Origin of the sequence: Clostridium sp. Marseille-Q5894 (assembly GCF_946902305.1) — a bacterium.
In the GTDB taxonomy this organism is placed as follows: domain Bacteria; phylum Bacillota_I; class Bacilli_A; order Erysipelotrichales; family Coprobacillaceae; genus Thomasclavelia.
Genome location: NZ_CAMPPT010000003.1, coordinates 225,677 through 250,114 on the forward strand (window position 1 = coordinate 225,677; position 24,438 = coordinate 250,114).

The 24,438-nt window shown below is 31.5% G+C and carries 13 protein-coding genes and 1 pseudogene; 2 read left to right on the forward strand and 12 right to left on the reverse strand.

What is annotated here, in order from left to right:
- Positions 1-177: 177 nt before the first annotated feature.
- The 5 genes from lgt to uvrB are packed head-to-tail and all read right to left on the reverse strand — an operon-like array spanning position 178 to position 8,075.
- Entirely contained in the window at positions 178-978 is an 801-nt protein-coding gene (lgt, locus tag OC535_RS06675; protein WP_498823454.1) for a prolipoprotein diacylglyceryl transferase, read from the reverse strand.
- A gap of 3 nt (positions 979-981) precedes the next feature.
- Entirely contained in the window at positions 982-1,917 is a 936-nt protein-coding gene (gene hprK, locus OC535_RS06680) for an HPr(Ser) kinase/phosphatase (RefSeq protein WP_024721403.1), read from the reverse strand.
- Positions 1,918-1,930: 13 nt separating this feature from the next.
- Positions 1,931-4,753, reverse strand: coding sequence for an excinuclease ABC subunit UvrA (uvrA, locus tag OC535_RS06685; protein ID WP_498823455.1), 2,823 nt, complete (start codon positions 4,751-4,753; stop codon positions 1,931-1,933).
- Between the two features lie 3 nt (positions 4,754-4,756).
- A complete protein-coding gene (locus OC535_RS06690) occupies positions 4,757-6,112 on the reverse strand; it encodes a CCA tRNA nucleotidyltransferase (RefSeq protein ID WP_227052072.1) in 1,356 nt (451 codons plus the stop codon).
- A complete protein-coding gene (gene uvrB / locus OC535_RS06695) occupies positions 6,102-8,075 on the reverse strand; it encodes an excinuclease ABC subunit UvrB (protein ID WP_024721406.1) in 1,974 nt (657 codons plus the stop codon). Before uvrB ends, OC535_RS06690 begins: the two co-directional genes overlap by 11 nt.
- Before the next feature lie 210 nt (positions 8,076-8,285).
- Here uvrB and OC535_RS06700 point away from each other — a divergent pair, with 210 nt between their 5' ends.
- Positions 8,286-9,890 (forward strand): IS1182 family transposase, encoded by a 1,605-nt coding sequence (locus OC535_RS06700; protein ID WP_498823154.1) that lies wholly within the window; start codon positions 8,286-8,288, stop codon positions 9,888-9,890.
- A 187-nt stretch (positions 9,891-10,077) separates the two neighbouring features.
- On the opposite strand, the gene OC535_RS06705 is transcribed toward OC535_RS06700, so the two are convergent.
- The 4 genes from OC535_RS06705 to OC535_RS06720 all read right to left on the reverse strand — a co-directional run bounded on the left by OC535_RS06705 (position 10,078) and on the right by OC535_RS06720 (position 14,563).
- Positions 10,078-11,526, reverse strand: coding sequence for a S41 family peptidase (locus OC535_RS06705; RefSeq protein ID WP_227052076.1), 1,449 nt, complete (start codon positions 11,524-11,526; stop codon positions 10,078-10,080).
- Between the two features lie 263 nt (positions 11,527-11,789).
- Positions 11,790-12,620, reverse strand: coding sequence for an N-acetylmuramoyl-L-alanine amidase family protein (locus OC535_RS06710; protein WP_498823456.1), 831 nt, complete (start codon positions 12,618-12,620; stop codon positions 11,790-11,792).
- Positions 12,621-12,651: 31 nt separating this feature from the next.
- Positions 12,652-13,617 carry an L-lactate dehydrogenase gene (locus OC535_RS06715; RefSeq protein WP_227052079.1) on the reverse strand — a complete coding sequence of 322 codons (966 nt, stop codon included), beginning with the start codon at positions 13,615-13,617 and terminating at the stop codon, positions 12,652-12,654.
- A gap of 124 nt (positions 13,618-13,741) precedes the next feature.
- Positions 13,742-14,563 carry a putative manganese transporter gene (locus OC535_RS06720; protein WP_498823457.1) on the reverse strand — a complete coding sequence of 274 codons (822 nt, stop codon included), beginning with the start codon at positions 14,561-14,563 and terminating at the stop codon, positions 13,742-13,744.
- Positions 14,564-15,015: 452 nt separating this feature from the next.
- Here OC535_RS06720 and OC535_RS06725 point away from each other — a divergent pair, with 452 nt between their 5' ends.
- Entirely contained in the window at positions 15,016-15,900 is an 885-nt protein-coding gene (locus tag OC535_RS06725) for a hypothetical protein (protein WP_227052082.1), read from the forward strand.
- Positions 15,901-16,076: 176 nt separating this feature from the next.
- On the opposite strand, the pseudogene OC535_RS06730 reads toward OC535_RS06725, so the two are convergent.
- The 3 genes and pseudogenes from OC535_RS06730 to OC535_RS06740 all read right to left on the reverse strand — a co-directional run bounded on the left by OC535_RS06730 (position 16,077) and on the right by OC535_RS06740 (position 24,390).
- Positions 16,077-17,267, reverse strand: a pseudogene (locus OC535_RS06730) (IS256 family transposase).
- Between the two features lie 278 nt (positions 17,268-17,545).
- Positions 17,546-17,785, reverse strand: coding sequence for a hypothetical protein (locus OC535_RS06735; protein ID WP_227052083.1), 240 nt, complete (start codon positions 17,783-17,785; stop codon positions 17,546-17,548).
- A gap of 146 nt (positions 17,786-17,931) precedes the next feature.
- Positions 17,932-24,390 carry a discoidin domain-containing protein gene (locus OC535_RS06740; protein ID WP_498823458.1) on the reverse strand — a complete coding sequence of 2,153 codons (6,459 nt, stop codon included), beginning with the start codon at positions 24,388-24,390 and terminating at the stop codon, positions 17,932-17,934.
- Between the last annotated feature and the right edge of the window lie 48 nt (positions 24,391-24,438).

A 24,438-nucleotide genomic window follows, 5' to 3' on the forward strand; every position in this document is an offset into this window, starting at 1 on the left:
TTCTAGATAAACATCTTTACAAACCCATTATAAATATAATAATCATCATATCCTCTTAATGTCAACAAAATAAAGTCAAATTTCTTAACTTATTTTTTATAATTAAAAATAAAAATTGATAGAAAATCATAGTTGATCAGCCATGATCTCTATCAATTATCCATTTCTATTATCTTGTCATGCCTTTATTGCTGATTTTCCAGTTTTTTTACAATATACATAACCTGTAATACCAACTAACACAAAAACAATTGAGACTAATTGGGCTGTTTTTAATCCCATAAAATACAAACTGTCTGTTCTTAATCCTTCGATAAAAAATCTAAAGAACCCATACCAAATAAAATAACTAAAAAACTGTTCTCCCTGTTTAGTCTGAATTTTACGTATCAAAAAATAAATGACAAAAAAACCAATTATATTTACGATAGATTCATATAAAAAAGTTGGATGATAATATTGTCCGTTTATATACATACCATTAATAATAAACTCTGGAAGATGTAACGATTTTAAAAAATCTAAACTCACAGCACCACCAAAAGCTTCCTGGTTAAAGAAATTTCCCCAGCGTCCTAAAGCTTGAGCAATTAATACGCCTGGCATGATCGCATCACCAGCAATCAAAAAATCAATTTTATGTTTCTTGAAATACCACCAGCTAAATAGCAAACCCGCCAGTATACCTCCTTGAATTGCAAGCCCACCATGTCTAAACATTATGATTTCAAGAGGATCATTTGCATACAATTCATTCCACATGAAGATTACATACCAAATTCTTGCTCCAATTATACCAATGATCATTAATCCATAAAAATAATCAGATAAAACTTCTCTATCAAAACCCATTTTCTTAAAATTATATTGACCTATTTTATAAGCAATAATAGCACCTGCAATAATACAAATTGCATACCAGGCAATTGAAAAAGAACCAATTTGAACAAATGTTTTGCCATCAGGAAAAAATGTCATATTTTACTCCTTATTTTTATTAATATTCTTTAAAATCCGATCAACAAATTCTTTACTAGAATCTACGCCGTATTCGCGTAAGCGCATGTTCATTACAGCAGCTTCAATAATTACTGACATACTACGACCACTTGATACGGGAACAACGATTTTAGGAATCTTCACTCCTAAAATTTCTTCAGTTGAATCATTTTCTTCAACACCAACTCGAGTATATTCACGAGATGGAACCCATCGGTCTAATTGGATTATTAAATCAACTGTATCTTTGTCTAAAATCGAACTAATTCCAAACATCTTTGAAACATCAATAACTCCGATACCGCGAATTTCTAATAAGTTAGTTAATACTTCCGGTGCCTTACCAACAATATTTTGGCCTAAATGATATAATTCTACAGCATCATCAGCAACTAATAAATGTCCCCTTTTCACTAATTCCAAAGCAATTTCTGATTTTCCAATACCACTATCACCTTTAATAATAACTCCTTTTCCATAAATATTTAAAAATACTCCATGAATTAAAGTTTCGGGAGCCAAAGCTTCGTCAAGTTTATTAGTTAATTCAATCGATACTCTTCCTGTCGCTGCTTCAGTTACAAATATTGGGAAATCTTTTTGTTTTGCAATCTCTATTAAGATAGGTGGACATTCATTTCCTTTAGCAATAATAATGCAAGGAACTTCTTCATTAATTAAAAAAGGAAAAATTTCGCGCTGTCTTTCTTCAGACATTTCATTGATAAAAGCTGATTCTTTATCACCAAAAATAATTATTCTTCGAAAATCACTATGCTTAAAAAAACCAGCTAATTCAAATCCTGGTCGATTTATTTCAGCAACATAAATCGGTCTTTCCAGAGCCTTTTCATTACCGGTAACTTGAACATAATGCTCTTTATTTAATATTTCACCAATTGTAATTGATTTTGGCATTCTTACATCCTCCCTACAACATTCTCTTTAAAAAACTTCCAGTATAACTTTCTTCACATTTAGCAACTTTTTCTGGTGTTCCAGCTACTACAACTGTTCCACCACCGTCACCGCCTTCAGGTCCTAAATCAACAATATAATCAGCTACTTTAATAACATCCAAATTATGTTCGATTATAATAACTGAATCTCCTTGATCAACAATTCTTTGTAATACATCGATCAATCTTGAAACATCGTTGCTATGTAATCCTGTTGTTGGTTCATCAAGAATATATACTGTTTTACCTGTCGCTTTTTTTTGTAATTCACTCGCTAATTTGACTCTTTGAGCTTCCCCACCAGATAAAGTAGTCGCACTTTGCCCTAATTTAATATATCCTAAACCAACATCTTGTAAAGTCTGTAATTTAGCTTTTATCTTAGGTAGATTCCCAAAAAATTCTACGGCATCTTCGATCGTCATTTCTAAAACATCATAAATATTTTTTTCTTTATACGTTACTTGTAAAGTTTCCTCATTATATCTTTTTCCTCCACATTGTTCACACGGAACATAAACATCAGGTAAAAAATGCATTGAGATACGTTTTAGTCCATCACCTTGACAAGCTTCACAACGTCCACCTTTGACATTGAAACTGAAACGTCCTTTATCATAGCCACGCATTTTAGCTTCATTTGTTTGCGCAAACAAATCGCGAATGTCATCAAAGACTCCTGTATAAGTAACTGGATTAGAACGTGGTGTTCTTCCAATTGGATCTTGGCTCACTTCGATAACTTTATCTATATTTTCTAAACCTAAAATTGCTTTATGTTTGCCTGGTTTTTCTTTAGCGTGGTATATTTTTGCACGCATCGCTTTGCCCATGATTTCATTAACTAAAGTACTCTTACCACTACCAGAAACACCTGTTACTACAGACATACAGCCAAGCGGAAACTTAACATTGATATTTTTTAAATTATTTTCTTGGGCCCCTTTGATTTGGATAAAGTTCCCATTGCCTTTACGGCGTTTCTTAGGAACATCTATTTTCAACCGTCCTGATAAGTACTGCCCCGTAATCGATGCCTTACAGTCCATCACTTCTTCAGGTGTTCCGGCTACAATAACCTGTCCGCCATGAACTCCAGCACCTGGTCCAATATCAACAATAAAATCACTTGCGCGCATTGTATCTTCATCATGTTCAACAACTAAAACACTATTACCTAGATCACGAATATTTTGTAAGGTCGCAATCAATTTATCATTATCACGTTGATGTAATCCAATTGAAGGTTCATCTAATACATATAACACCCCAGTTAATCTTGAACCAATTTGCGTTGCCAGTCTGATTCGCTGTGCTTCGCCACCAGAAAGACCACCAGCCTTTCTTGACAAAGTTAAATAACCTAATCCTACATCATTTAAAAAGCCTAAACGATCTTTTATTTCTTTTAGGACTAAATGAGCAATTTTTTCTTCATATTCACTAAGTTTAAGTTCATCAATAAATTGTAACGCTCTTTTAATCGACATGTCGGTAAATTCACTAATATTTAAACCACCAACGCGAACACTTAATACTTGATCATTTAATCTTCTTCCTTTACAAGTAGGACATGTATGTTCTGCCATAAATGAAGCATACCACTCTTTTGACCAAGATGAAGTGGTTTCTTCAAATCTTCTTTTTATTAAAGTTTTTACACCTTCAATAGGTTTTGTTGTCTTTGATACATTACCACTACTAGAAACGATCTGATATGATATTGGTTTATCTGAACCATCTAAAATAATCTTTAATTCTTTTTTTGTAAAATCTTTTAATGGTTTATCTAAATCAATCTTATATGTTTTACACAAAACTAAAAATCTTTGCCATTCAACCCTATCAGTTCCTACTGAAGTTTTAAAATAACGCAATCCCCCTTGATTAATACTCAAATTCCAATCAGGGATCAACAAATCATCATCTACTTCATTTTTGATTCCTAATCCTCGACAATCAGGACAAGCACCTAATGGATTATTAAATGAAAATAATCGTGGTTCTAATTTTGGGACACTAAAACCACAAATTGGACATGCTAGATGTTCCGAAAACAGTGCTTCACTCCCATCACTTAAATTAGAAACAATTACTTCACCACCAGTAAGTTTTAATCCAACTTCTAACGAATCAATCAAACGACTACGAAAACCTTCTTTTTTTACAATTCGATCAATTACTACATCAATATTATGCTTCTTATTCTTATCTAAATCAATACCTTCATCTAATAGTTTGACTTCACCATCAACTTGAACCCTAATATAACCATCTTTCAATAATTCCTCAAACAGATCCTTAAATGTTCCCTTTTGATTTTTTACCAACCGAGCTAATACTTGTAATTTACTACCATCAGGATATTTAGCAATAGTATCTGCCATTTGTTTAATAGTTTGCGATTCAATTATAGTATGATGTTCAGGACAATAAGCTTTTCCAATTCGTGCATACAACAGCCTCAAATAATCAAATATCTCCGTAACAGTCCCAACTGTAGAACGAGGATTATTTGAAGTCGTTTTTTGATCAATAGCAATAGCTGGTGATAATCCTTCAATGCTATCAACGTCTGGTTTTTCCATATTTCCTAAAAATTGTCTCGCATATGCACTTAATGATTCTACATAACGTCGTTGCCCTTCTGCATAAATAGTATCAAATGCCAAAGAAGTTTTACCTGAACCTGATAATCCTGTCATAATAACTAATTTGTTTTTTGGTATTTCGATATTAATATTTTTTAAATTATTTTCTCTGGCGCCTTTAATAACTAATTTATCATTTTCCATAATCTACCTACCTTTTATCATCCTTAAAATTGCTGGTTTATCATGACCTCTTAACTGAAGATCATATGCCCAATCTAACAGTTCACGATATTTCGATGACTCTTTGATTCCTAAGCTTTTTAAATCATTTCCATTAACTAATGGTTTTTTTGCTGTCTTTCCTAATCGAGCCATTTTTTCCTTCATCACAAGATCAAAATTATTAATACTTTCATGTTCATCTTTGTATCTACCTAGTTTATCACATTTTGTTATTAAAATTAAGTCTTCTATTCTAATAATTCCGTCAATTTCTTTTAAAATTTTTAAATAACTGTAATCTTTAGCACCATTTCTAACGATATTCATTAAATGCATATGATAATAAATAATTGTTTTAATATAACGCTGTAGTTTTTTATCAGGAATAAACGCTTTTAATTGCTCATTAAAAACTTTTACTCCAGCCTCATTATGTTTTGGGGCATGACCTTCTTTCGTGGTGACAAGAGGTTTGCCAATATCATGAAGTAAAGCTCCCCACATAAAACCTAAAGGATTACCTGTCTTTTGACAGCACAGCGCAGCTAAATCTGTTACTAATAAAGTATGACGCCATACATCTCCTTCAGGGTGATAATCTAAACGCTGCATTGTTCTTGACAATACGTCTAAGCATGGAAATAGTGCATTTATTTCTTTTAGAAAAGATAATCCAATTGATGGATGATTACTTAAAAGTAATTTGTTGTATTCTTGAAACACTCTTTCATTGCTTAAATTTTCTAGTAATCCTTTTTTTACCATTTCTTTACATATTTTTTTAGTTTCTGGCTCAATATAAAAATCAAACCTAGATGCAAACTGGGCTATCCTTAAGACCCGAAGGGGATCTTCAGGAAAGGTTTTTCGATCTACCATTTTCAAAGTTCTTCGTTTTAAATCATCAAGACCATGATAAAAATCATAAATTTTACCTGTTTTCACTTCATACATTAACGCATTGATCGTCAGATCACGCCTTGAAGAAGCCACTTTAAAATCTAAATCTTTGTTGACTTCAACTTTGAAATCTTGATGATATTTACCTACTTTTTTTTCTGTTCTAGGAAGTGCAAAATCATAATTTGTCAAACAATCTAATTTTAAAATTCCAAATGACTTACCTACACAATTTACTTCACCATATTTATTCAAAATATTTTCTAATTGTTCAATCGTCAAACCATATATTTCAACATCAACATCATGATAATCAACTTTTCCATAAAGCAGCATATCACGAACTATTCCTCCGACAAGAAAAGCACGACCATTTAAGCTTTCAATATCCTTAAAAATTTCATTTACGGGATAATCAAATTGATATTTATTTTTCACCTTGAAGCTCCAATATGATATCTCTTAGTTCCATGGCTCTTTCAAAGTCTAACACTTTCGCAGCATCTTTCATCTGTTTTTCTAGTTCATGAATCATTGCCTGCTTATCTTTCTTATTTGCTTTACGTCCTTTTTTTACAAGGCTTGCAGCATCATCAATAACTTCTTGACCACGTATTGCATCACGAATTTCTTTATGGATCGTTGTAGGAATAATATTGTGTTCTTTATTATAAGCATCTTGAATTTTGCGACGACGATTAGTTTCTTCAATTGCATATGCCATCGATTCGGTAATTTTATCACCATACATAATTACTTCACCATTACTATTACGAGCAGCTCGACCAATAGTTTGAATCAATGAACGGTTACTTCTTAAAAAACCTTCTTTATCAGCATCAAGAATACAGACCAAACTTACTTCCGGTAAGTCAAGCCCTTCTCTAAGTAAATTGATCCCTACTAAAACATCATATTTACCTAGTCGCAAATCTCTTAAAATTTCTGTTCTCTCTAATGTTTTAGTATCACTATGCAAATAAGCAACCTTAATTCCTAGTTCTTTTAAATAAGCACTAAGATCTTCAGCCATTCTTTTTGTCAATGTTGTAATTAATACACGTTCATTTTTATCTTGACGAATTTTGATTTCATTGATAATGTCATCAATTTGATCTTTAGTAGGTCGAACTTCAATTTTTGGATCAAGTAAACCTGTTGGTCGAATAATCTGCTGAACGACCTGATTATTTACATGTTCTAACTCATAATCACCAGGTGTTGCAGAAACATAAATTACTTGATTAATTATTTTTTCAAATTCTTCAAACCTTAACGGACGATTATCTAAAGCACTGGGCAATCTAAAACCATACTCAACAAGAGTTTCTTTACGCGAACGGTCACCATTATACATTCCTCTTACTTGAGGTAACATAACATGACTTTCATCAACGATCATTAAAAAATCTTTAGGAAAATAATCAATTAAAGTATATGGTCTTTGTCCAGCTTTACGTCCATCGATATGACGAGAATAATTTTCAATTCCTGGACACATGCCTACCTCTTTTAACATCTCAACATCATGCCGTGTTCTTTGTTCTAAACGTTCTAATTCTAATAACTTAGTTTCAGCTTTAAATTCTTCTAATCGTGTTTCTAATTCAGCACTAATAGTATCACAAGCTCTTAAGATTTGTTCCTTTTTGGTAACATAACCATAAGCAGGATAGATCGTATATGTATTATAAGCAGCTAAAACATGTCCGGTTAAAGGATCAACCTCTGTTATTCTTTCCACAGTATCGCCAAATAATTCTATTCTAATTAAATAATTTTCACTATGACCAGGAACAATTTCAATTACATCACCACGAACCCTAAAAGTACCTTTAGTTTGTTCAATATCATTACGCTGATATTGACGATCAACTAAATATGTTAATAGTTCTTTACGATCAATATCCTGATCAACACGTAAAGCAAAAATCATTTCTTTATATTGTTCAGGATTACCAAGACCGTATATTGAGGCTACTGATGCTACTACAATAACATCTTCTCGTTCAATTAATGAATTCATCGCAGCACTTCTAAGCATTTCAATTTCATAGTTAGTTTTAGCATTTTTGTCAATGTATAGATCTCTTCCTGGAATATATGCTTCAGGCTGATAAAAATCGAAGTTGGAAATAAAATATTCAACTCTATTTTCTGGAAAAAATTCTTTTAATTCGGAATACAATTGTCCAGCCAATGTTTTATTGTGAGCTAAAACGAGCGTCGGTTTATTAACTGCAGCAATAACATTAGAAACAGTAAAAGTTTTTCCTGTTCCTGTTCCTCCTAATAAAACCTGTTCCTTTTTCCCAGCCTTTACACCAGCTACTAATTGTTCAATTGCTTCTATCTGATCTCCCATGGGTTTAAAGGGAGAAACTAATTTAAATTGATGCATTTATCCACCTCCTATAAGTCTTTTCTATTATATCAAGAAAACAACCAAGTTAAAAGAATTATACCCATGACAATAAAAAACATAACTCATCATATGATTATATAATATTTTTCTAACTCAAAAAGGGGCTGTAACGAGTAAATAATTATTTTACAGCTTCATAAAACAAAAAAAGCGCTCAAGCGAGCGTTTTTTTGGTATAATATTTTCATGTCAAATATTAATATTAACACTTCAAATTATAACTCATTTCAATCTTATTTGCTACTGGATTTTTCTTTTTCTTTTGAAAAAGATGTTCCCCATGATGATATTTGTAGAACTGTTTTAGAAGTCGCTCGGGAGGTAAATATAAATAAGTATGTCGACTTCTCTCACAGAAATACACATGGTTATGATTCCTTTATGATGTTCGTTTTAGTTCTGCTTGCTAAAGCTGAATACGGCTATGCTTCTACCAGACGCCTTGAACGTCTTTGTAAAACTGATATTAGATATATGTTTATCGCTAAGAATCAGTGTCCCAGCCATATGGCTTTCCAAAGATTCATCAATGATGATTTAAAGATGTCTATCGATGATATTTTTTATGAAATCAACAGGTATATTGTAAAAAAGATGAATATCAATACTGATGTCCTATGTATCGACGGGACTAAATATGAAGCTAATGCTAATAAAAATACTTTTGTTTGGCGTGCTAATACGATCAGAAACAGAACTAAACGCTGGAAAAAGACTAATCAGTGTATTGACAGAATCAATAGATATTTTAAGAAAAATAATATCAATCTAAGATATTCATTACTAAAAGAGCCAAGTATCGATTATTTATTGAATATCAGTGATAGGATAGAAGAATACATGAAAGATGAAGATATTGATTTTGTACATGGCAGGGGCAAAAGAAGAAGTGATATTCAAAAATTATATGATGAATTAAAAGAACACGCGATGAAGATGTTTGAATATACAATTCATATGGACATTCTGGGAGAAAGGAACAGTTTTTCCAAGACAGATCCTGATGCAACCTTTATGCATATGAAATATGATTATTATAATCATACAAATGTATTTAAACCGGGATATAATATCCAAATAGGCGTGAGCGATGGAATAATTAGAAATATTTATATCAGCAGTGACGGTAATGATATAAATACATATATACCATTTATGGAAAAATATTATGAAGCATATGGATGTTATCCTAAGAAAACACCGGCTGATGCAGGATACGGAAGTTATGAAAATTATGCATACTGTAAAGAACATAATATCGAGTTGTATATGAAATATAGTGGATATTACAAAGAGAAAGAAAAAACAAATGATAAAAACAGATTTAAAAAAAACCATATGAAAAGGACAGAAGAAGGAGGATTCATATGTCCGGCAGGACATGAATTTGAATTAGAAAAAGTCACAATTGATGAACGAAGTGATTATGAGAAATTAAATTTTCTGTTTAGAAATAAAAACTGTGAAGGGTGTCCACTAAGAAGCAGATGTACAAAATCAAAATCAGGACGAACAATTAATCATAACTACCAGTTAGAGGAATATCAAAAAGAGGTCAGAGAGAATCTGGAAAGCGAAGAAGGAAAAAAACTAATAAATAAGAGAAGCAGTGAAACAGAAGGAACATTTGGTGATATAAAAACAAATCAGGGATATGGAAGATTACGACGGAGGGGAGAAAATGGTGTAAAAGAAGAGATACTGTTAGTCGGAATAGGACATAATCTGAGGAAATATCACAGATATAAACAAAAAAACAAAGAATACGAAGAAAAAAAATCAATAAGCTAGAAATTTTAAAAAAAAAGAAAGCTAGTTCTTTTTAAGTGCGTCAAAAATACCTGAAAGTATCCAAGTAAATAAATATTTGGATATTTTTTTGTTATGAATGAGGAGAAATTAAAAACGGGACATAAAAAAAGCGAATGAATAGCCAAAAACTATTCATTCGTTACAGCCCCTTATCTCAACTACATTATTATCCCATTATCTCTAATAATTTTTTATACTGATTATCATTACTTATATCATTGATATAAATCAATATTTTACTTATTAATACATTCTTGTCATTATCATCATAGATGCCATCTACGGTTAAATTATTAGCACTTTCAAACTGTTTTAGACTTTCAACTGTATCACTAGAAAAATAACCGTCTTCTCTTTTACAATCATAACCTAATATTTTTAACCCTTTTTGCATCGTTAAAACACGATCATCAACACAATCATAGCTTAAACTCTGATCAATAGCCTTGGTCGAAATATCACTAATATCAATATTTTCAACTAAATAATCTGGTGTCAATCCTTTTCCATTGATCCATGTTCCACTTGGCAGCATCCATCTAGCATAAGTATATTTCAAAACAGAGCCATCACTTAATTGTTTTTGTGTTTGAGCTGTACCTTTTCCATATGTTTGAGTTCCAATCAGCTTAAAATCACATAACTCTTGTAATGTTCCAGCAACAACTTCTGATGCCGACGCAGTCTCACCATCTACTAAAATATAATTATTAGCAAAATTATATTTATTTCCATCGCCTGCTTTAGTTTTTTGAATAGCCCCATTTTTCTCTTTCATCTGATAAATTGTTTTACCCTCATCAACAAAAAGATCAAGTACATCATTGGCAGCAACTAGATAACCCCCGCCGTTACCACGTAAATCAATAACTAAATTACTTATCTGTTCATCAACAAAAGAACGCAAGATTTTTTCAATTTCTTCACCTGTTGTTGTTCCAAAAGTACTGATTTCAATATAACCAAACTTCTTGCCATTTTCTTCTCTTATTTCACCATTTACCGCTGTTTCTATACTACCACGTTTTACATCAACATCAAAAGTTTTACCATCTCTTATCACAGTTAATTTTACATTAGTACCAGCCTGCCCTCTTACGAGTTCTTTTACTTCATCAGCACTCATTTTCGCAATACTAGTGCCATCAACATTAGTGATAGTATCACCTACCAGAATGTTACTTTGACTAGCTGGACTGTTTTGATATACTTTAGTAATAATAATTCCATTATCTAAAGCGATATAAGCAACCCCTATGCCATCAAAGTTTCCTTCAACGCTTTGATTAAAAGCAACAGATTCTTCAAAAGTAAAATAAGATGAATGTATATCACCTAAGGAATTAACTAATGCGGCAATCGAATTTCCTTCAATATCAACTTCTGTATCATTGGGATTATACCAATATTCATTTAAAATTTCATATGCTTCATCTAATACTGATGTATCTGTTCCATTATTATTAAAACTTATATCTGTCTTTTTTACTATATAGCCTGAAACAAACCCAATTCCTAAACAGATGATCATCAAGACGATAAATACTGTCTCTTTAAAATGACTCTTTTTTACTACTTTTTTAGGCTTTGGATTTGGTCGAATAAAATCTTCCATGTTAACACCTCACATTGTTATATTTTAGCATATAATCTAAATAATTTTTAGTAAAAAATCAAAAAAACATTATTCTTTATAATTAATCATCATACCCCTTATTATTACACATATTCCTGCATATCATCTCACCTTTATAACACTATATAAGTTTATAATTAATATAGGGTTATTAATTATAATATTTTAATTTTAAAATTTATTCCCCAGGCAATTATTATCTTTATCAAAAAGAATAAATAAAAAGATTCATTTCGAATCTTTTAATTCATATACTCATTGATTCCCTTAACTATTCCGGTGACAATTTTATCCTGATAATTACTATCAGATAATAGCTGGTCTTCCTCTGGGTTAGACAAAAATCCCATTTCCACAATCGTTACTGGAACTTGACACCAGTTTATCCCACTCATTGTATCGCTAATCATAACCCCACGATTTTTAGCACCAGTTTCATTACATATATTATTTAAAACACTTTTTGATAATGCTTGTGAAGCATTGGCAATTTGATGACAGTATTGATTTGAAGTAGATGGTGCTATTGTTAAAGCTCCTTTAGCTCCGCTTGAACTGTCACTATTACAATGGATCCGAATAAAAGCCCCAGCATTATTTTCATTAGCAATTTTTGCTCGTTCACTATTTGACATGTCAACATCCTGACTTGTTCTAACCATAATAACTTGGTACCCGCTAGCTTCTAATTTATCTTTTAATTTAAATGCTACTTCTAGATTTATTAAAGATTCTAACTTTCCAGTGACAACGCCTGTTGCTCCGCTTGTCACTTTTGCTTTTGTCTCACTAGCACCTGGTCCAATTGGCTCTTGTTCATTATTACCATAACGCTGATGTCCAGCATCAATTACAATTAAACGACTATTTCCTACGATTGGTAAATTTTCTTGTGGTAATGATTCATTTACTGGTTCTTCTTCAGCAATAACAATTTCTCTTGAATCTTTTATAAAGCTATTTCTTTGTTCCTTTACAATATTAGTATCGCTTATCACTGTATCTATTTGTTTTTCCTGATTACATCCTACTATAAAAAATAAAATTAGGAAAACACTGAGTAACTTTTTCATTTTACCACCTGCTTTCCTAATTATTATAACATTAACTATTAATAATTGCTTCTAATTCAGTATCAATCATTTCTTTTAATGTTTCGCAGCTTTTATCAAATTTTTCCTGGTCAACATTATTTAAAGATAATGGTATAACTTTAGATATTCCTTGTCTATTAATAATTGCTGGAACACCAATATATAGACCCTCTTGATTATATTCCCCCTGCTGATATGCTGAAACAGTTAATATCGCATTTTCATCTCCAAATATTGCACTGATCAAACGATTTAACGATAACCCTATTCCATAATAGGTTGCATTTTTTCTTTTAATGATCTCATATGCCGCTTGTTGCACCTCTTTATATATATTATGAAGCTGGTTCATATCAATATTCATTTCAACGATATATTCCATCATGCTTTTACATCCAATATAAGTATTCATCCATGGAACAAATGATGAATCACCATGTTCTCCTAAAATATAAGCGTGAATATTTGTTGAAGAAATATTTAAAAACTCACTCAATAAGTATCTAAGTCTAGCGGTATCTAAAATCGTTCCACTTCCAATTACCCTATTAGCTGGTAAATAGGATACTCTTTGTACAACATAACTCATTAAGTCCACAGGATTACTAGCAACAATAATTATTCCATCAAATCCTGTAGCCATGATTGATTGAGTAATTGATTTCATGATTTTAGCATTAATACTTGCCAGTTCTAATCTTGTCTGTCCCGGCTTTTGAGCAGCGCCTGCTGTTATAACAACAATATCAGCATTCTTACAATCATCATAGTCTCCTGCTTTTACTTTTAAACTGCTTTTACTATAAGGTAGTCCATGACTTATATCCATGGCTTCTCCAATTGCTTTTTCTTGATCAATATCTATTAAAACTAATTCATCAATACCTCCCGTATTTAACACTGAATATGCCATTGACATCCCAACAAGACCTGTTCCTATCAATACAACTTTTTTTAAATCATCATCTTTTTTCATTGTTAGATCCTCCTTATAATCTAATAATAATATTTATTACTAAAATATTCATTTAATATGCACTTTTATTTATTGTTTCCTAAAATAACATAATAATACTAAAAAAGTAGTCACTTTTTGACTACTAAATCATGATGATTGATATTACATATCCAATTACTATTGCCACAACATATGAGATAAGCAATATTTTAAGTGAATTCTTTCTGTCTTCATTATATCTCAATAGTGCCAAAGTTCCTACCCCAGCACTTGTAGTTAGTCCAGTAAGTAAAGCACCAAAACCCAGTCCACCACTTACATATAATTGTGTTAAAATAACCGATCCTGCACAATTAGGGATAAAACCAATTATTCCTGCAATAATTGGTTGAAAAAACCAATTTGTTTGTAATAAATTACTTAAATTTTCTTCACCAATTCCACTTATAATAACAGTTAAAATAACATTAGTCAGTAAGATAAAAATAAATATATTAAATGTATGCTTTATCGCAGGTATGAATATCCCATTTTGACAACCACAATCACATGGCTCAATTTGTAAATATTCATAATTATCACGATTTTTATGATTTATGTGATCAACTATTAGTCCTACTACTGTCCCAAGAATTATTTTTATAATAATTAATAAAACTAGCATTTGCCACAAATCAGGATGAATAGCTAAAATAGCAAGAGCTTCATCACTAGTTGCTATAAAAATAGCTAATAGTGTCCCCATAGTAAGATAGCGCATAGAATATAGTTTAGCGGCTATAACAGAAAATCCACATTGAGGAATACTTCCTAATATCGATCCAATAAAAGGACCAACTTTACCAAATTCCATCACTTTATTAATAACATCTCGGTTGGAAAGATATTCAACTAATAAACATGCTAAAAATAAAACCGGTAATGCCACCAATGATTCTTCAATTGGCTCAATTAATATTTCCATTTATACACTCCAATCTTTTAAGTTAGCTTATTATAACTCATATATAATACCATAATATTTAATATTTTCAATCTTTTTACTATTATACAACAAACAATAAAAAAATAATAATTCGTCTAAACTTAACATAAAATATTATAAAACCAATAAATTGCTATAAATAATTTACATATATACAAAAATAATTAACTCGCTATAAAAAAATAAATTTTTATGCCTAAATCTGACTAAATTAGCTCTTTTATTTTAATTTATGTTACAATAACACTAGTTGTGAGAGCGTTTACATAACAATGGGATGAACATAACTTTATTTGAAAGGGTGTAGATATTATATAATTATAATGTTATATTTTAATATGTTTTTTTACTTTAAAAATTAGTACTTCTTTTTATTTTATAGTTATGTAATGCTCATATGACTAAAACTATAACAAAAAGGAGAATATTTTATGAAAAAAGTTATTGCATGCATGCTTTCAATGATGCTATTTTTGGGTTCTTATACTAGTGTTAGCGCTGCTCAACCATCTCAATTAGAAAAGACTACAGTACAATCAAGTACTACAGCTTCTACTAAAGTAGATCAAACAAAATTTACAACTGTTCATCCTGATGATGTTTTAATAAATGGAGTATCAGCATCTATAATCAAACACAGTATATCGGCTCACCGTGAGAATGATGGTAGTGTTACTCTTACTATTAATGAAACAATGCACACTGTCAGAGGATATTATGAACATTTAGCTACTGATGCAAGTGGCGAAAACTTTATTCCAAGTAAAAACACTGCATATTATACACATAGTGAAGGAGTTCATTCAATTACTCTTAGTGCTGATAGCGTTTCATCAGATGGTTATGTATATTTAAGATTTGCAATTACTCCAGCAGGAGGAGATGCAGTAATTTGTCAACAAGATTATAAAATACCTGTAGATTACAATAATTATAGTACTGCAAATCATGGAGATTACCTTTCTTTAAACGAACGCGGACTATACGCACCATGTATTAGTGCTCAAGTTGCCTTTTTTACTGCTAATGCAAAAAAACTTTCAGATAATTCTGTTGAAGTTATTATAAATATAGAAAGCTCAAATACAAACTTATGGTTTAGACATCTAGCTACAAGTAAAGATGGTGATATCTTTATTCCTCAAAAAGATTTATGGTATCATATTTCTTCTGATCCAATATCAAATCAAGCATATAGATTAGTTTTACCAGAAAACAATGTTTCTTCTGATGGTTATGTTTATTTAGAAACAGTATTTGAATTATCAATTGGAATGACTCACGCTGGCTCAATAAAACTAGCAATTGAAAATTAATAATTAAAAAATAAAGAGATGAAATTTGAATTTAGTTTTTTAATTCATAATTTCATCTTTTTTATTATTCAACTATAAATATTAAATAGTATAATATTAATTTTATTTGCAATATTTAGATAGTGTCAAGAATTTTGTATAAATTCTATTCCTTGAAAAATTAGTTCGTTGATAAATTAATCTTTAAACCATTGATCTCGAGTTGTTAAACCAAATCCGTTGTGAATTCTATTCATGAATTTGTCATTGTATTGGTTGAATTGTGAAACCAAGTATTTTTCCATTGATTGTTCAGTTGGAAACTGTTCTTTCAATTTAAACTTGCATTTGATTTGTTTGTAAACACCTTCAATGAGATTAGTGGTATAAATACTGCTTCGAACTTCTTGTGGGTAACCAAAAAATGTAAACAAGTGTTGGTTACTTTCAGGCATAGTGATGATCTGCGGATATCGTCTTTGCCGCTTATCTTTAAATGTATTTTGTTCTTCTAAAGCTAATTCTTTGTTTTTGGATCTATATACATTTTTAAAGTCTTGTATGATTTCTCTACGATCTTTTACACGGACTTTTGCACTGATATTTCTGGAAATATGTACAACGCATCTTTGAATATTTGCTTGTGGGAATGTTTCATTAATGGCATTTTCCATACCGTTTAATCCATCAGTACAAATAAGTGAAATACGCTCTAAACCACGTTGTTTAAAGCTGTTTAAAAGTGATTTCCACACTTCTGCTGATTCATTTGGTGCAATTTCATATCCTGGAATTTCTTTGCTGCCTTCAACAGTAATTCCAATAGCTATATGAATAGCTTCCCTGGCAACTGTATCTCTTCTAAGAGACATACAAGTTGCATCAATATAAACAACCGCATATTCTTTAGATAACGGACGTTTTTTGAAAGCTTCAACTGTTTCAATACATTTGTCTGTAATATTACTTACAGTTTGTTTTAAATATGTTGCGCCACATAATGATTCAACTATTCTAGAAATATCATTGTTAGACAATCCCGCATTGAATAAATCAATAATTGTTTTATTAGTACTGTGGTCATGTCATTGATATTTAGGTAAAAGAATACTGTAAAACTCACCTAAACGATTTCTAGGCAGATTAATGTTAAGAACTCCATACTTAGTATTAAACTTACGTAAGTAAGAACCATTACGATAATCATGGTTCTCACTACGTTGATAACGCTCATAATCAAGGAACACAGTTAATTCGTGTTCAAGGATTTCATTAACAGCTTTTTCAAGTTCGCTTCTAAACAGTTCAGAAACGGCATCTTCGAAGGCAGGAAGATTGTTTTCGTTAGTTAATAGATTTTTCATTAAAGATGTAGTAAAATAGTTCATAGGTATATCTCCTTTTGTTAGATGTTTTAGCGAACTTATTTTACAAGGAAATGTACCTTTTTTCTATACTTTAAAAATCAAATTTACACAAGATATTTTACACTACCAATATTTACTTTCATATTACTTATTGAATATAGTATGTTTATTTTCTAGTATTTATTCATTACAACATCTAAAACATAACTAATGATAATGTAATATTATATAATTAATCAGGATAATAAAAAAGATGATTTTTTAAGAATAAACTTAATTCAATCATCACATTTTATTTACTATTTATCTAATTTACTTAAAACTAAACCTACTCCTAAAAATAGTATTGCAAAGCCAAGAAATCCACCAGAAGTAGAAAGTAATGTTTTTAAAACTGTTACCCATTCATCTAACATAGATACTCCATACTCTGCTGCAGATTCAGATAATCCAATAAATCCATCAACAGTTAAAAATATAGTTATAATTAAAAATAAGACTGAAAAAACATAAAATAATATTGCCGATTTTTTCTTCAATTTAAACACCCCTTATAATTAAGTATTTTAATATCTATAAACTTATATATCAATAAAAACAAAAGAGGAATTATTCCATATAGGTCAAATTCCTCTTTTTAATTAGATAAAACCTACAATTTTTAAAATATATAATACTTTAAATATTAATTAGATTTTTTTCTTTTCTTTGCTCCATAAATTACAGCAGAAGCTAAAGCTAATCCTGCAATTGATGCCATCATATTAGTACTGTCTCCAGTATTAATTGAGCTTGTTGTATCTCCAGATTTTACTGGTGTTGCAGGAGCCGCTACTAGGTTATCAATACCTGCTTGTAATCCTTCAATTGCTGCTTTTACTGTTGCTTCATCAACATCATCATTTCCTAATACTGATTGTGCTACAGTCAATGCTTCAACTAATGCTCCCCAAGATTCTTGAGTATAGCTTGCTGCATTTAATGTTTGGGCTTTATTGATTAATTCTGCTAATAAATCCTTATTTGGAATTAATCTTAAGTCTAAGTATGCTCTAATCAATGCTTCATATGCACTGTCTACTTCTTCTTGTGTTGCATCAACGTTTGCTAATACGGCCTTAGCATTTGCCATTGGATCAGTTAATCCAGCTACAGTTGCTTCTGTATATAGACTCTTATCTAATCCATTTACCATGTCATATAATGCTTGTAATCTTGATTTATCTGCTCTTAATACTAAGTTTGCAATTGCATCCTTCAAGTTATTGTATGCTTCTTGAACATCGTTTTCTAAAGCATTTTCATCATTCATTACTTCTTTAGCTGCTTCTAATGCTTCTTGGAACGCTGTCCATGAATCAGTTGTATATTTATCTTCTTCACATGCTTCAGCTTCTTTGATCAATGCTTCTAATGCAGTTTTATCACCTTTGATGAATCCTAACATATGGATAGCATTAGCTAAGCGATAGAATGCAGTATCAATTGTAGTTTGATCAGCACTAGTATCAGCTAAAACTGTTTCTGCATTAGCAAGTGCAGTTTCAAATTCAGCTACTACAGCAGGAACAACATCGTTTAATGCTCCTTGTTCTTTTAGAGTATTAGCTGTATTTACCGCAATTTCTAAAGCTACTTTACTTGTTTCAACTTCTTCACCTTTTGCAAGTCCATAGAAATTCAATTCTGCAATAGAAGCATATGCATTAAGTCTATCACCTAATGATTCGATAGCAATAAATCTTACATATCTAGCTTCAACTGTATCGAACTTAATTTCTTTTGCAATACCAGGTTCATCTAATGAGCTTCCATCATTTGATAAGTAACCTTCAACTACAGGTGTAAATACTTTATTTTCACCTTCAACAGTACTTACTTCAATACGGTAATGTGTAATATGTCCATTTCTACCATTTTGACGTGGTAACATATCTACTTGTTCTAAGTTATATACTGCACCTAAATCAATAGTTACATATTGAGGTAATTTATAACCTGTACTGTAATTTGAATGCCAAATTGTATCTTTGTCACCATCAATTACATAGCTTGCATCTTCTTTTTCATAAGCTGACATACTTGATTCATCATAACGACTCATTCCTGATTGAGGAATTAAGTTTATACTAGAAGGTTGATCATCATTAGATCCCTTGAATTCAAGTTTGTTCAACGCATTAACAATTTCAATTGTTGCCTTGTCAACATCAGCTTGTGTAGTTGAATCTGCTCCAACTAATTCTTTAGCCGCATCAACAGCTAATTTAACTTGTGCATAACTATCAGCTGTATATAGATTTTCATATAATGCATCAAATTTAGCGATTTGTTCAGATAATACGCTTACATCTACACCAGTTACAACTTCTAATTCTTGAGTTGCTACAAATTCACCATCTTCTGATGTTGCAGTTAAAGTAACTGTTCCCTCAGAAACACCTTGAACTGCAAAGATATAAGTTGATTCTGTTGGAATCTTAATTACTTTTGCAATACTTTCATCACTGCTTGTGATGTTATAGAATGGATTGCTAACGTTATTTGGACTAACTGTAGCAGATACTTCTGCTAAGCCACCTACATAAACGTTTTTAGCACTTGATTCATTAAATTTAATACCTGTTGCATTAACAGCACTATCAGTAATAAATTCAATTTCACGTAATGATAACATACGATTTGATTCACTACCAGTTTGAGTTCCTGTAGCAGTACCAAGACTTGTCATAGGAGTAATTACTACACGATCAATACTAGTAGCTTCTGCAGGTACTGTAAATTCAAATACATCTTGTGCTGAACTAAATGTACCTAAATCATATTCAGTATCTCCATTATAACCTACAGCCTTAATGCTTGTAACACGACCATTACTGCTTGTACGGTTATATACTTTTACTGTTTTTAATGGTTCTGCATTGTTAAATTCAAAATTCATATCTGTTGGAAGTTTAACTTCTTCTGCAATATCAGTTTCTGCTCCTAAATACCATTTGAATTCAGCAAGAGTTCCACCTATATCACCATCAAATAATAAATCTTTCCAATTTGATTGTTGCCATAATTCATCACCAGTCATGTCTTGTTTAACATCATTACTGAATGAAATATTAGCAAAATCAGATACTCCTAAAACATTTTGAGTTTCAGGTGGTGTTGGAACTTGTGTAATATCAATTAAAGCATCTGCTTTTGATAAATCTTGTCCAACTACAACTGCTCTTGTTGCCTTAGTATCCCAAGTAAAGTCAGCATTGGCTTTAATTGTTACTTTAGCAATACTTCCTGTTCCATTAATTAGATCTTGTTTTCCAACATTAGTAAAGCATACATAATTGTCAACAGATCCATCAGAATGGAATCTAGTTTTTGAGAAATTTCTCATAAATACTGTTGATAATGAAGCAGATCCAAAGTTAGTAACTTCGAATAAATCAGTATCAACTGGCAATTCAACACTAAATGCATTTACATTCTTCAATCCAATTCCATAGATATCTAATGTTACTGTATCTCCAGCTTTAATATCTGTTTTTGATGGAACGATTTCAATCTTACCATCAACACCACTAGCAGCATTAGTAATTTCTTCTCCTAACATACTAGCAACAAATGCAATATCATATGCATCAATAATATCATTATTATCAATATTTCCTAATGTTGAGTAATCCCAATCACTATCAACTGGTTTTAATCCAACATAGTTTTCATAGAATACTAAATCGTTATCATCTACAGCACCTGAGTTATTTACATCTCCAACAACCCAAGCATCAGTACCATCTACTTTATATGGTGTAATTTCTGAAGCTGAGAAGAATCCACCTACAGAAGATAATACGCTCAATTTTAAGTAACGAGCTTTTAATCCATTTAATGGCATTTCTTTAATATCATCAACATCCATATTGTTTCTATCATATGTCCATGCATCGTTAGCATTTCCATCCCATACTTTTGTATAGTTTACACCATCTAAACTTGCATAAACATCCATACGATAAACAGTACCATTACCTTTATTATCCATACGAGGTTGATAAGTTAATTTATCTAGTTGATAGGCTGCACCTAAATCTAATGTTAACATTTGATCTGGAGTTACTGCATTAGTAGAATGGAACATTGTATTAGTATCATGATCAAATCCATCTTCTACATCCCCCCATGAATCTCCATAACTCCAAGTTGGAGTAACAGTTGGAACATTGCGATATGGATCATCATCAGTTTGAATTGTAATTAAATCTGACCAATTAGAATAATGTCCATTAGCAGCTACACTACGTACACGATAAGTATGGTTTGTTAAATATGATAAACCATTATGTGTATAGCTTGTGTCTGTGATATTTCTAAATACTGTACCATCTACTTCGATATCATAGCTAGATGCTTCATCTACTGCATCCCATGCAACTGTAATTTCAGCATCTGTTTTTGATACTTCTGCTAATCCAGTTGGAACTGTTAATGCTTCATCTAAAACATCTTCACCTAAATCTTGTTCGTTTTTAAATCCGTTTACATTAACTGTAAAGTCGTAAGCTGTAATATCTACTTTTTCAGCAGATTTTACATATAATTTAGGAGTTGTTGTATCTTCGATATCTGCATAAGTAGTTCCTTCTGTAGCATAATCTTTAACGATTACTGAAGGATTTGGATTGTAGAAGTATACATTATCTGTTGCAGCATCATATTCTTCTTGAGTTGTAACTTGTCTAAATGTTACATCTTCACCAGCAACATTACCAGTTACACTTGTAGGCGCTTCAGATACATTTACAACAAATTCAGTAGATCTTTCTTTTACCATTCCAGAATAGCTTCCTACTGATTTATTAGCTTTTAAAGTTGCAGTTCCGTTTTCTACATCAGAAGTTAATAATGTAGTAACAGATGCTCCACCTAAAGTTTTTCCATCATCTTCATATGCTTCAAATTCAGATGAACCATATGGATAGAATTCTACAATACGTTGAGATCTATCTAGACCACTTGTATTTGTTTCTGAAATAGCTTCAGGGTTATTGTTTTCTGGATACATTGGAATAATAGATCCATTTCTTACAAATACAGGAAGTTTCCATAATGGTGCATCAAAGTTATTTAATACTTGTCCACCTCTGTATTGTTGTCCTGTAAAGTAATCAATCCAAATATCACTTGTTGAAGGTAAATAAATATCATTCCTAATATCATTTCCTTGTGAATCAGCATTTGTGTTTTGATAAATAGGTGCTACGATAAAATTATCTCCCCACATGTACTGATATTGTGTGCTAGTTCCTAAAGTATATGGATTAGCTTCTTCTAAGAACATTGCTCTTATCATTGGTAATCCACCTTCAGCAGTAGCTTCATGTGAAATTGTATTAATATATGGCATTAATTGTGCCTTTAATTTTAGATATGTTCTATTGATAGATGTTGCATCTTCACCAAGTGCCCATGGTGATTTTTGGTTAGAACCCCAACCATCCATATCTAACATATAAGTAGTAAATGCTTTCCATTGGAAATCACGTGTTTGAACTGTTGTGTTTTTTCCACCGAAGATTCCATCCATGTCACTACCAATATTTGGTTGTCCTGATAAAGCAGTTCCAATGTATGTTGGAATATGGAATCTAATGTATTCCCATTGTCCACCTGTTTGGTCACCACTCCAGATACCACCATAACGTTGAGTACCAGCCCAACCATTTAAAGTAACAATGTTTGGTTTTAAACCTGATCTTGAAGCAATTGCATCATAAGCAACACTGATACCATTTAAAGCCATTGAGTATCCAGCTCCAACCCAAGCAACGTCAGTTTTTACTGAGTGAACTCCAGCTTCAACTTCTTTATAAATATCACGTTCCCCTTTTTGAGGATTAGATGAATCTGCAGGCCATAAGTTTGATTGAGTCCATAAACCTGTTTGAACCCCTTTAGAAATTGCATAATCAGCGAAATTTCCTAGATTTTCAATGTCTCCTGCTTGACTATCTGTTTGACCATAACCACAACCATATCCATCGTTTGGCAAGAACCATCCAAGTGGCATATCATTGTCTTCATGATCTTCAATAATTTGTTGAGCAGTTGTATTTGCATCACCTAATAATGTTTCCTTTTCTCCTCCATTATCAGATTGTGATTCTTTATACCATTTGTCTCCTAATTTAACTGCTCCGCTTGTTCCTTCTGATACTTCTAACCAGTAATCACGATTGTAGCAGTTTAAATGTCCTAAGTATGAAGCATATTCTGGTAATTCAGCAGGATTTCCTGTTAATTCATAGTAATCACCTAAAATATCAACAGGTTCATCATCAACGAAATAATATGCATCAAATCGTTTTTCATTATGAGTAGTAGTTACTACATTACCATTAGTAGATCCAAAATCATATTCACCAGGTTTCCAAGTGTTTCTTACAACACCATATCCATCTGTAGACCAATAGAATGGATTAGGGCTAGTTACTGATTTGTCAACCCAAGTATTAGTAGTAGCAATTTTAATAGATTTTCCCTTGTGTGAGAAACGACCATTTTGTGTTCCACCACCATAGAAATACTCATCATCATCTGTTTTTAAAGTTTGAATCGTACTTCCTGTTTTATATTTTAATGGTGCAGCTTCTTCCCATACCACTGTTCCGTCTGCTTTCATTAATTTTACTAATGTTTGAGCTTTATTAATTTCAATTTTAATTTTTTCAGTTGAAATTGTAACAGTAGTATCTGTCTCCTCTAAAGTAGGAACAACATTATACTCACTTTCATATTGCTCATCTGTCTTGTTTGTAATTGTTGCTGTGTGGTCACTACTATTTGCAACTGGATATTCTCTAAATGGTTCCCCTTCAGGTGCCATATACATTCTAAACACATTTTGTTCTAAGAATGTAAAACGAATTTTTTCACCAGTTTGGATTGTTAAATCTACTTTATTACCATCTAATACAGCAGAAGTAACAGCACCTAAAACATTGTAACCAGCATCATCTGTAGCATATGTAGATATCTCATTAGATACAGCATTATTTGCTGCTAAAGCCATCATCGATGTACTAACTGTTGAAAGAGACATCACCGCTGCTAGTGACAATGCACTTATTTTGTGAAATGTTTTTTTCTTCATCTTGCTTCCCCTTTCTCTAAAATAATAAACATTTAAATCCGTTAAAAT

Bases quoted from the DNA above. Each gene is read 5' to 3' on its own strand.
- OC535_RS06715 (WP_227052079.1), bottom strand. From the start codon at position 13,617: ATGAAAAAAGATGATGATTTAAAAAAAGTTGTATTGATAGGAACAGGT.
- OC535_RS06710 (WP_498823456.1), bottom strand. From the start codon at position 12,620: ATGAAAAAGTTACTCAGTGTTTTCCTAATTTTATTTTTTATAGTAGGA.
- OC535_RS06720 (WP_498823457.1), bottom strand. From the start codon at position 14,563: ATGGAAATATTAATTGAGCCAATTGAAGAATCATTGGTGGCATTACCG.
- OC535_RS06705 (WP_227052076.1), bottom strand. From the start codon at position 11,526: ATGGAAGATTTTATTCGACCAAATCCAAAGCCTAAAAAAGTAGTAAAA.
- lgt (WP_498823454.1), bottom strand. From the start codon at position 978: ATGACATTTTTTCCTGATGGCAAAACATTTGTTCAAATTGGTTCTTTT.
- uvrA (WP_498823455.1), bottom strand. From the start codon at position 4,753: ATGGAAAATGATAAATTAGTTATTAAAGGCGCCAGAGAAAATAATTTA.
- uvrB (WP_024721406.1), bottom strand. From the start codon at position 8,075: ATGCATCAATTTAAATTAGTTTCTCCCTTTAAACCCATGGGAGATCAG.
- OC535_RS06740 (WP_498823458.1), bottom strand. From the start codon at position 24,390: ATGAAGAAAAAAACATTTCACAAAATAAGTGCATTGTCACTAGCAGCG.
- hprK (WP_024721403.1), bottom strand. From the start codon at position 1,917: ATGCCAAAATCAATTACAATTGGTGAAATATTAAATAAAGAGCATTAT.
- OC535_RS06725 (WP_227052082.1), top strand. From the start codon at position 15,016: ATGAAAAAAGTTATTGCATGCATGCTTTCAATGATGCTATTTTTGGGT.
- OC535_RS06700 (WP_498823154.1), top strand. From the start codon at position 8,286: ATGTCAAATATTAATATTAACACTTCAAATTATAACTCATTTCAATCT.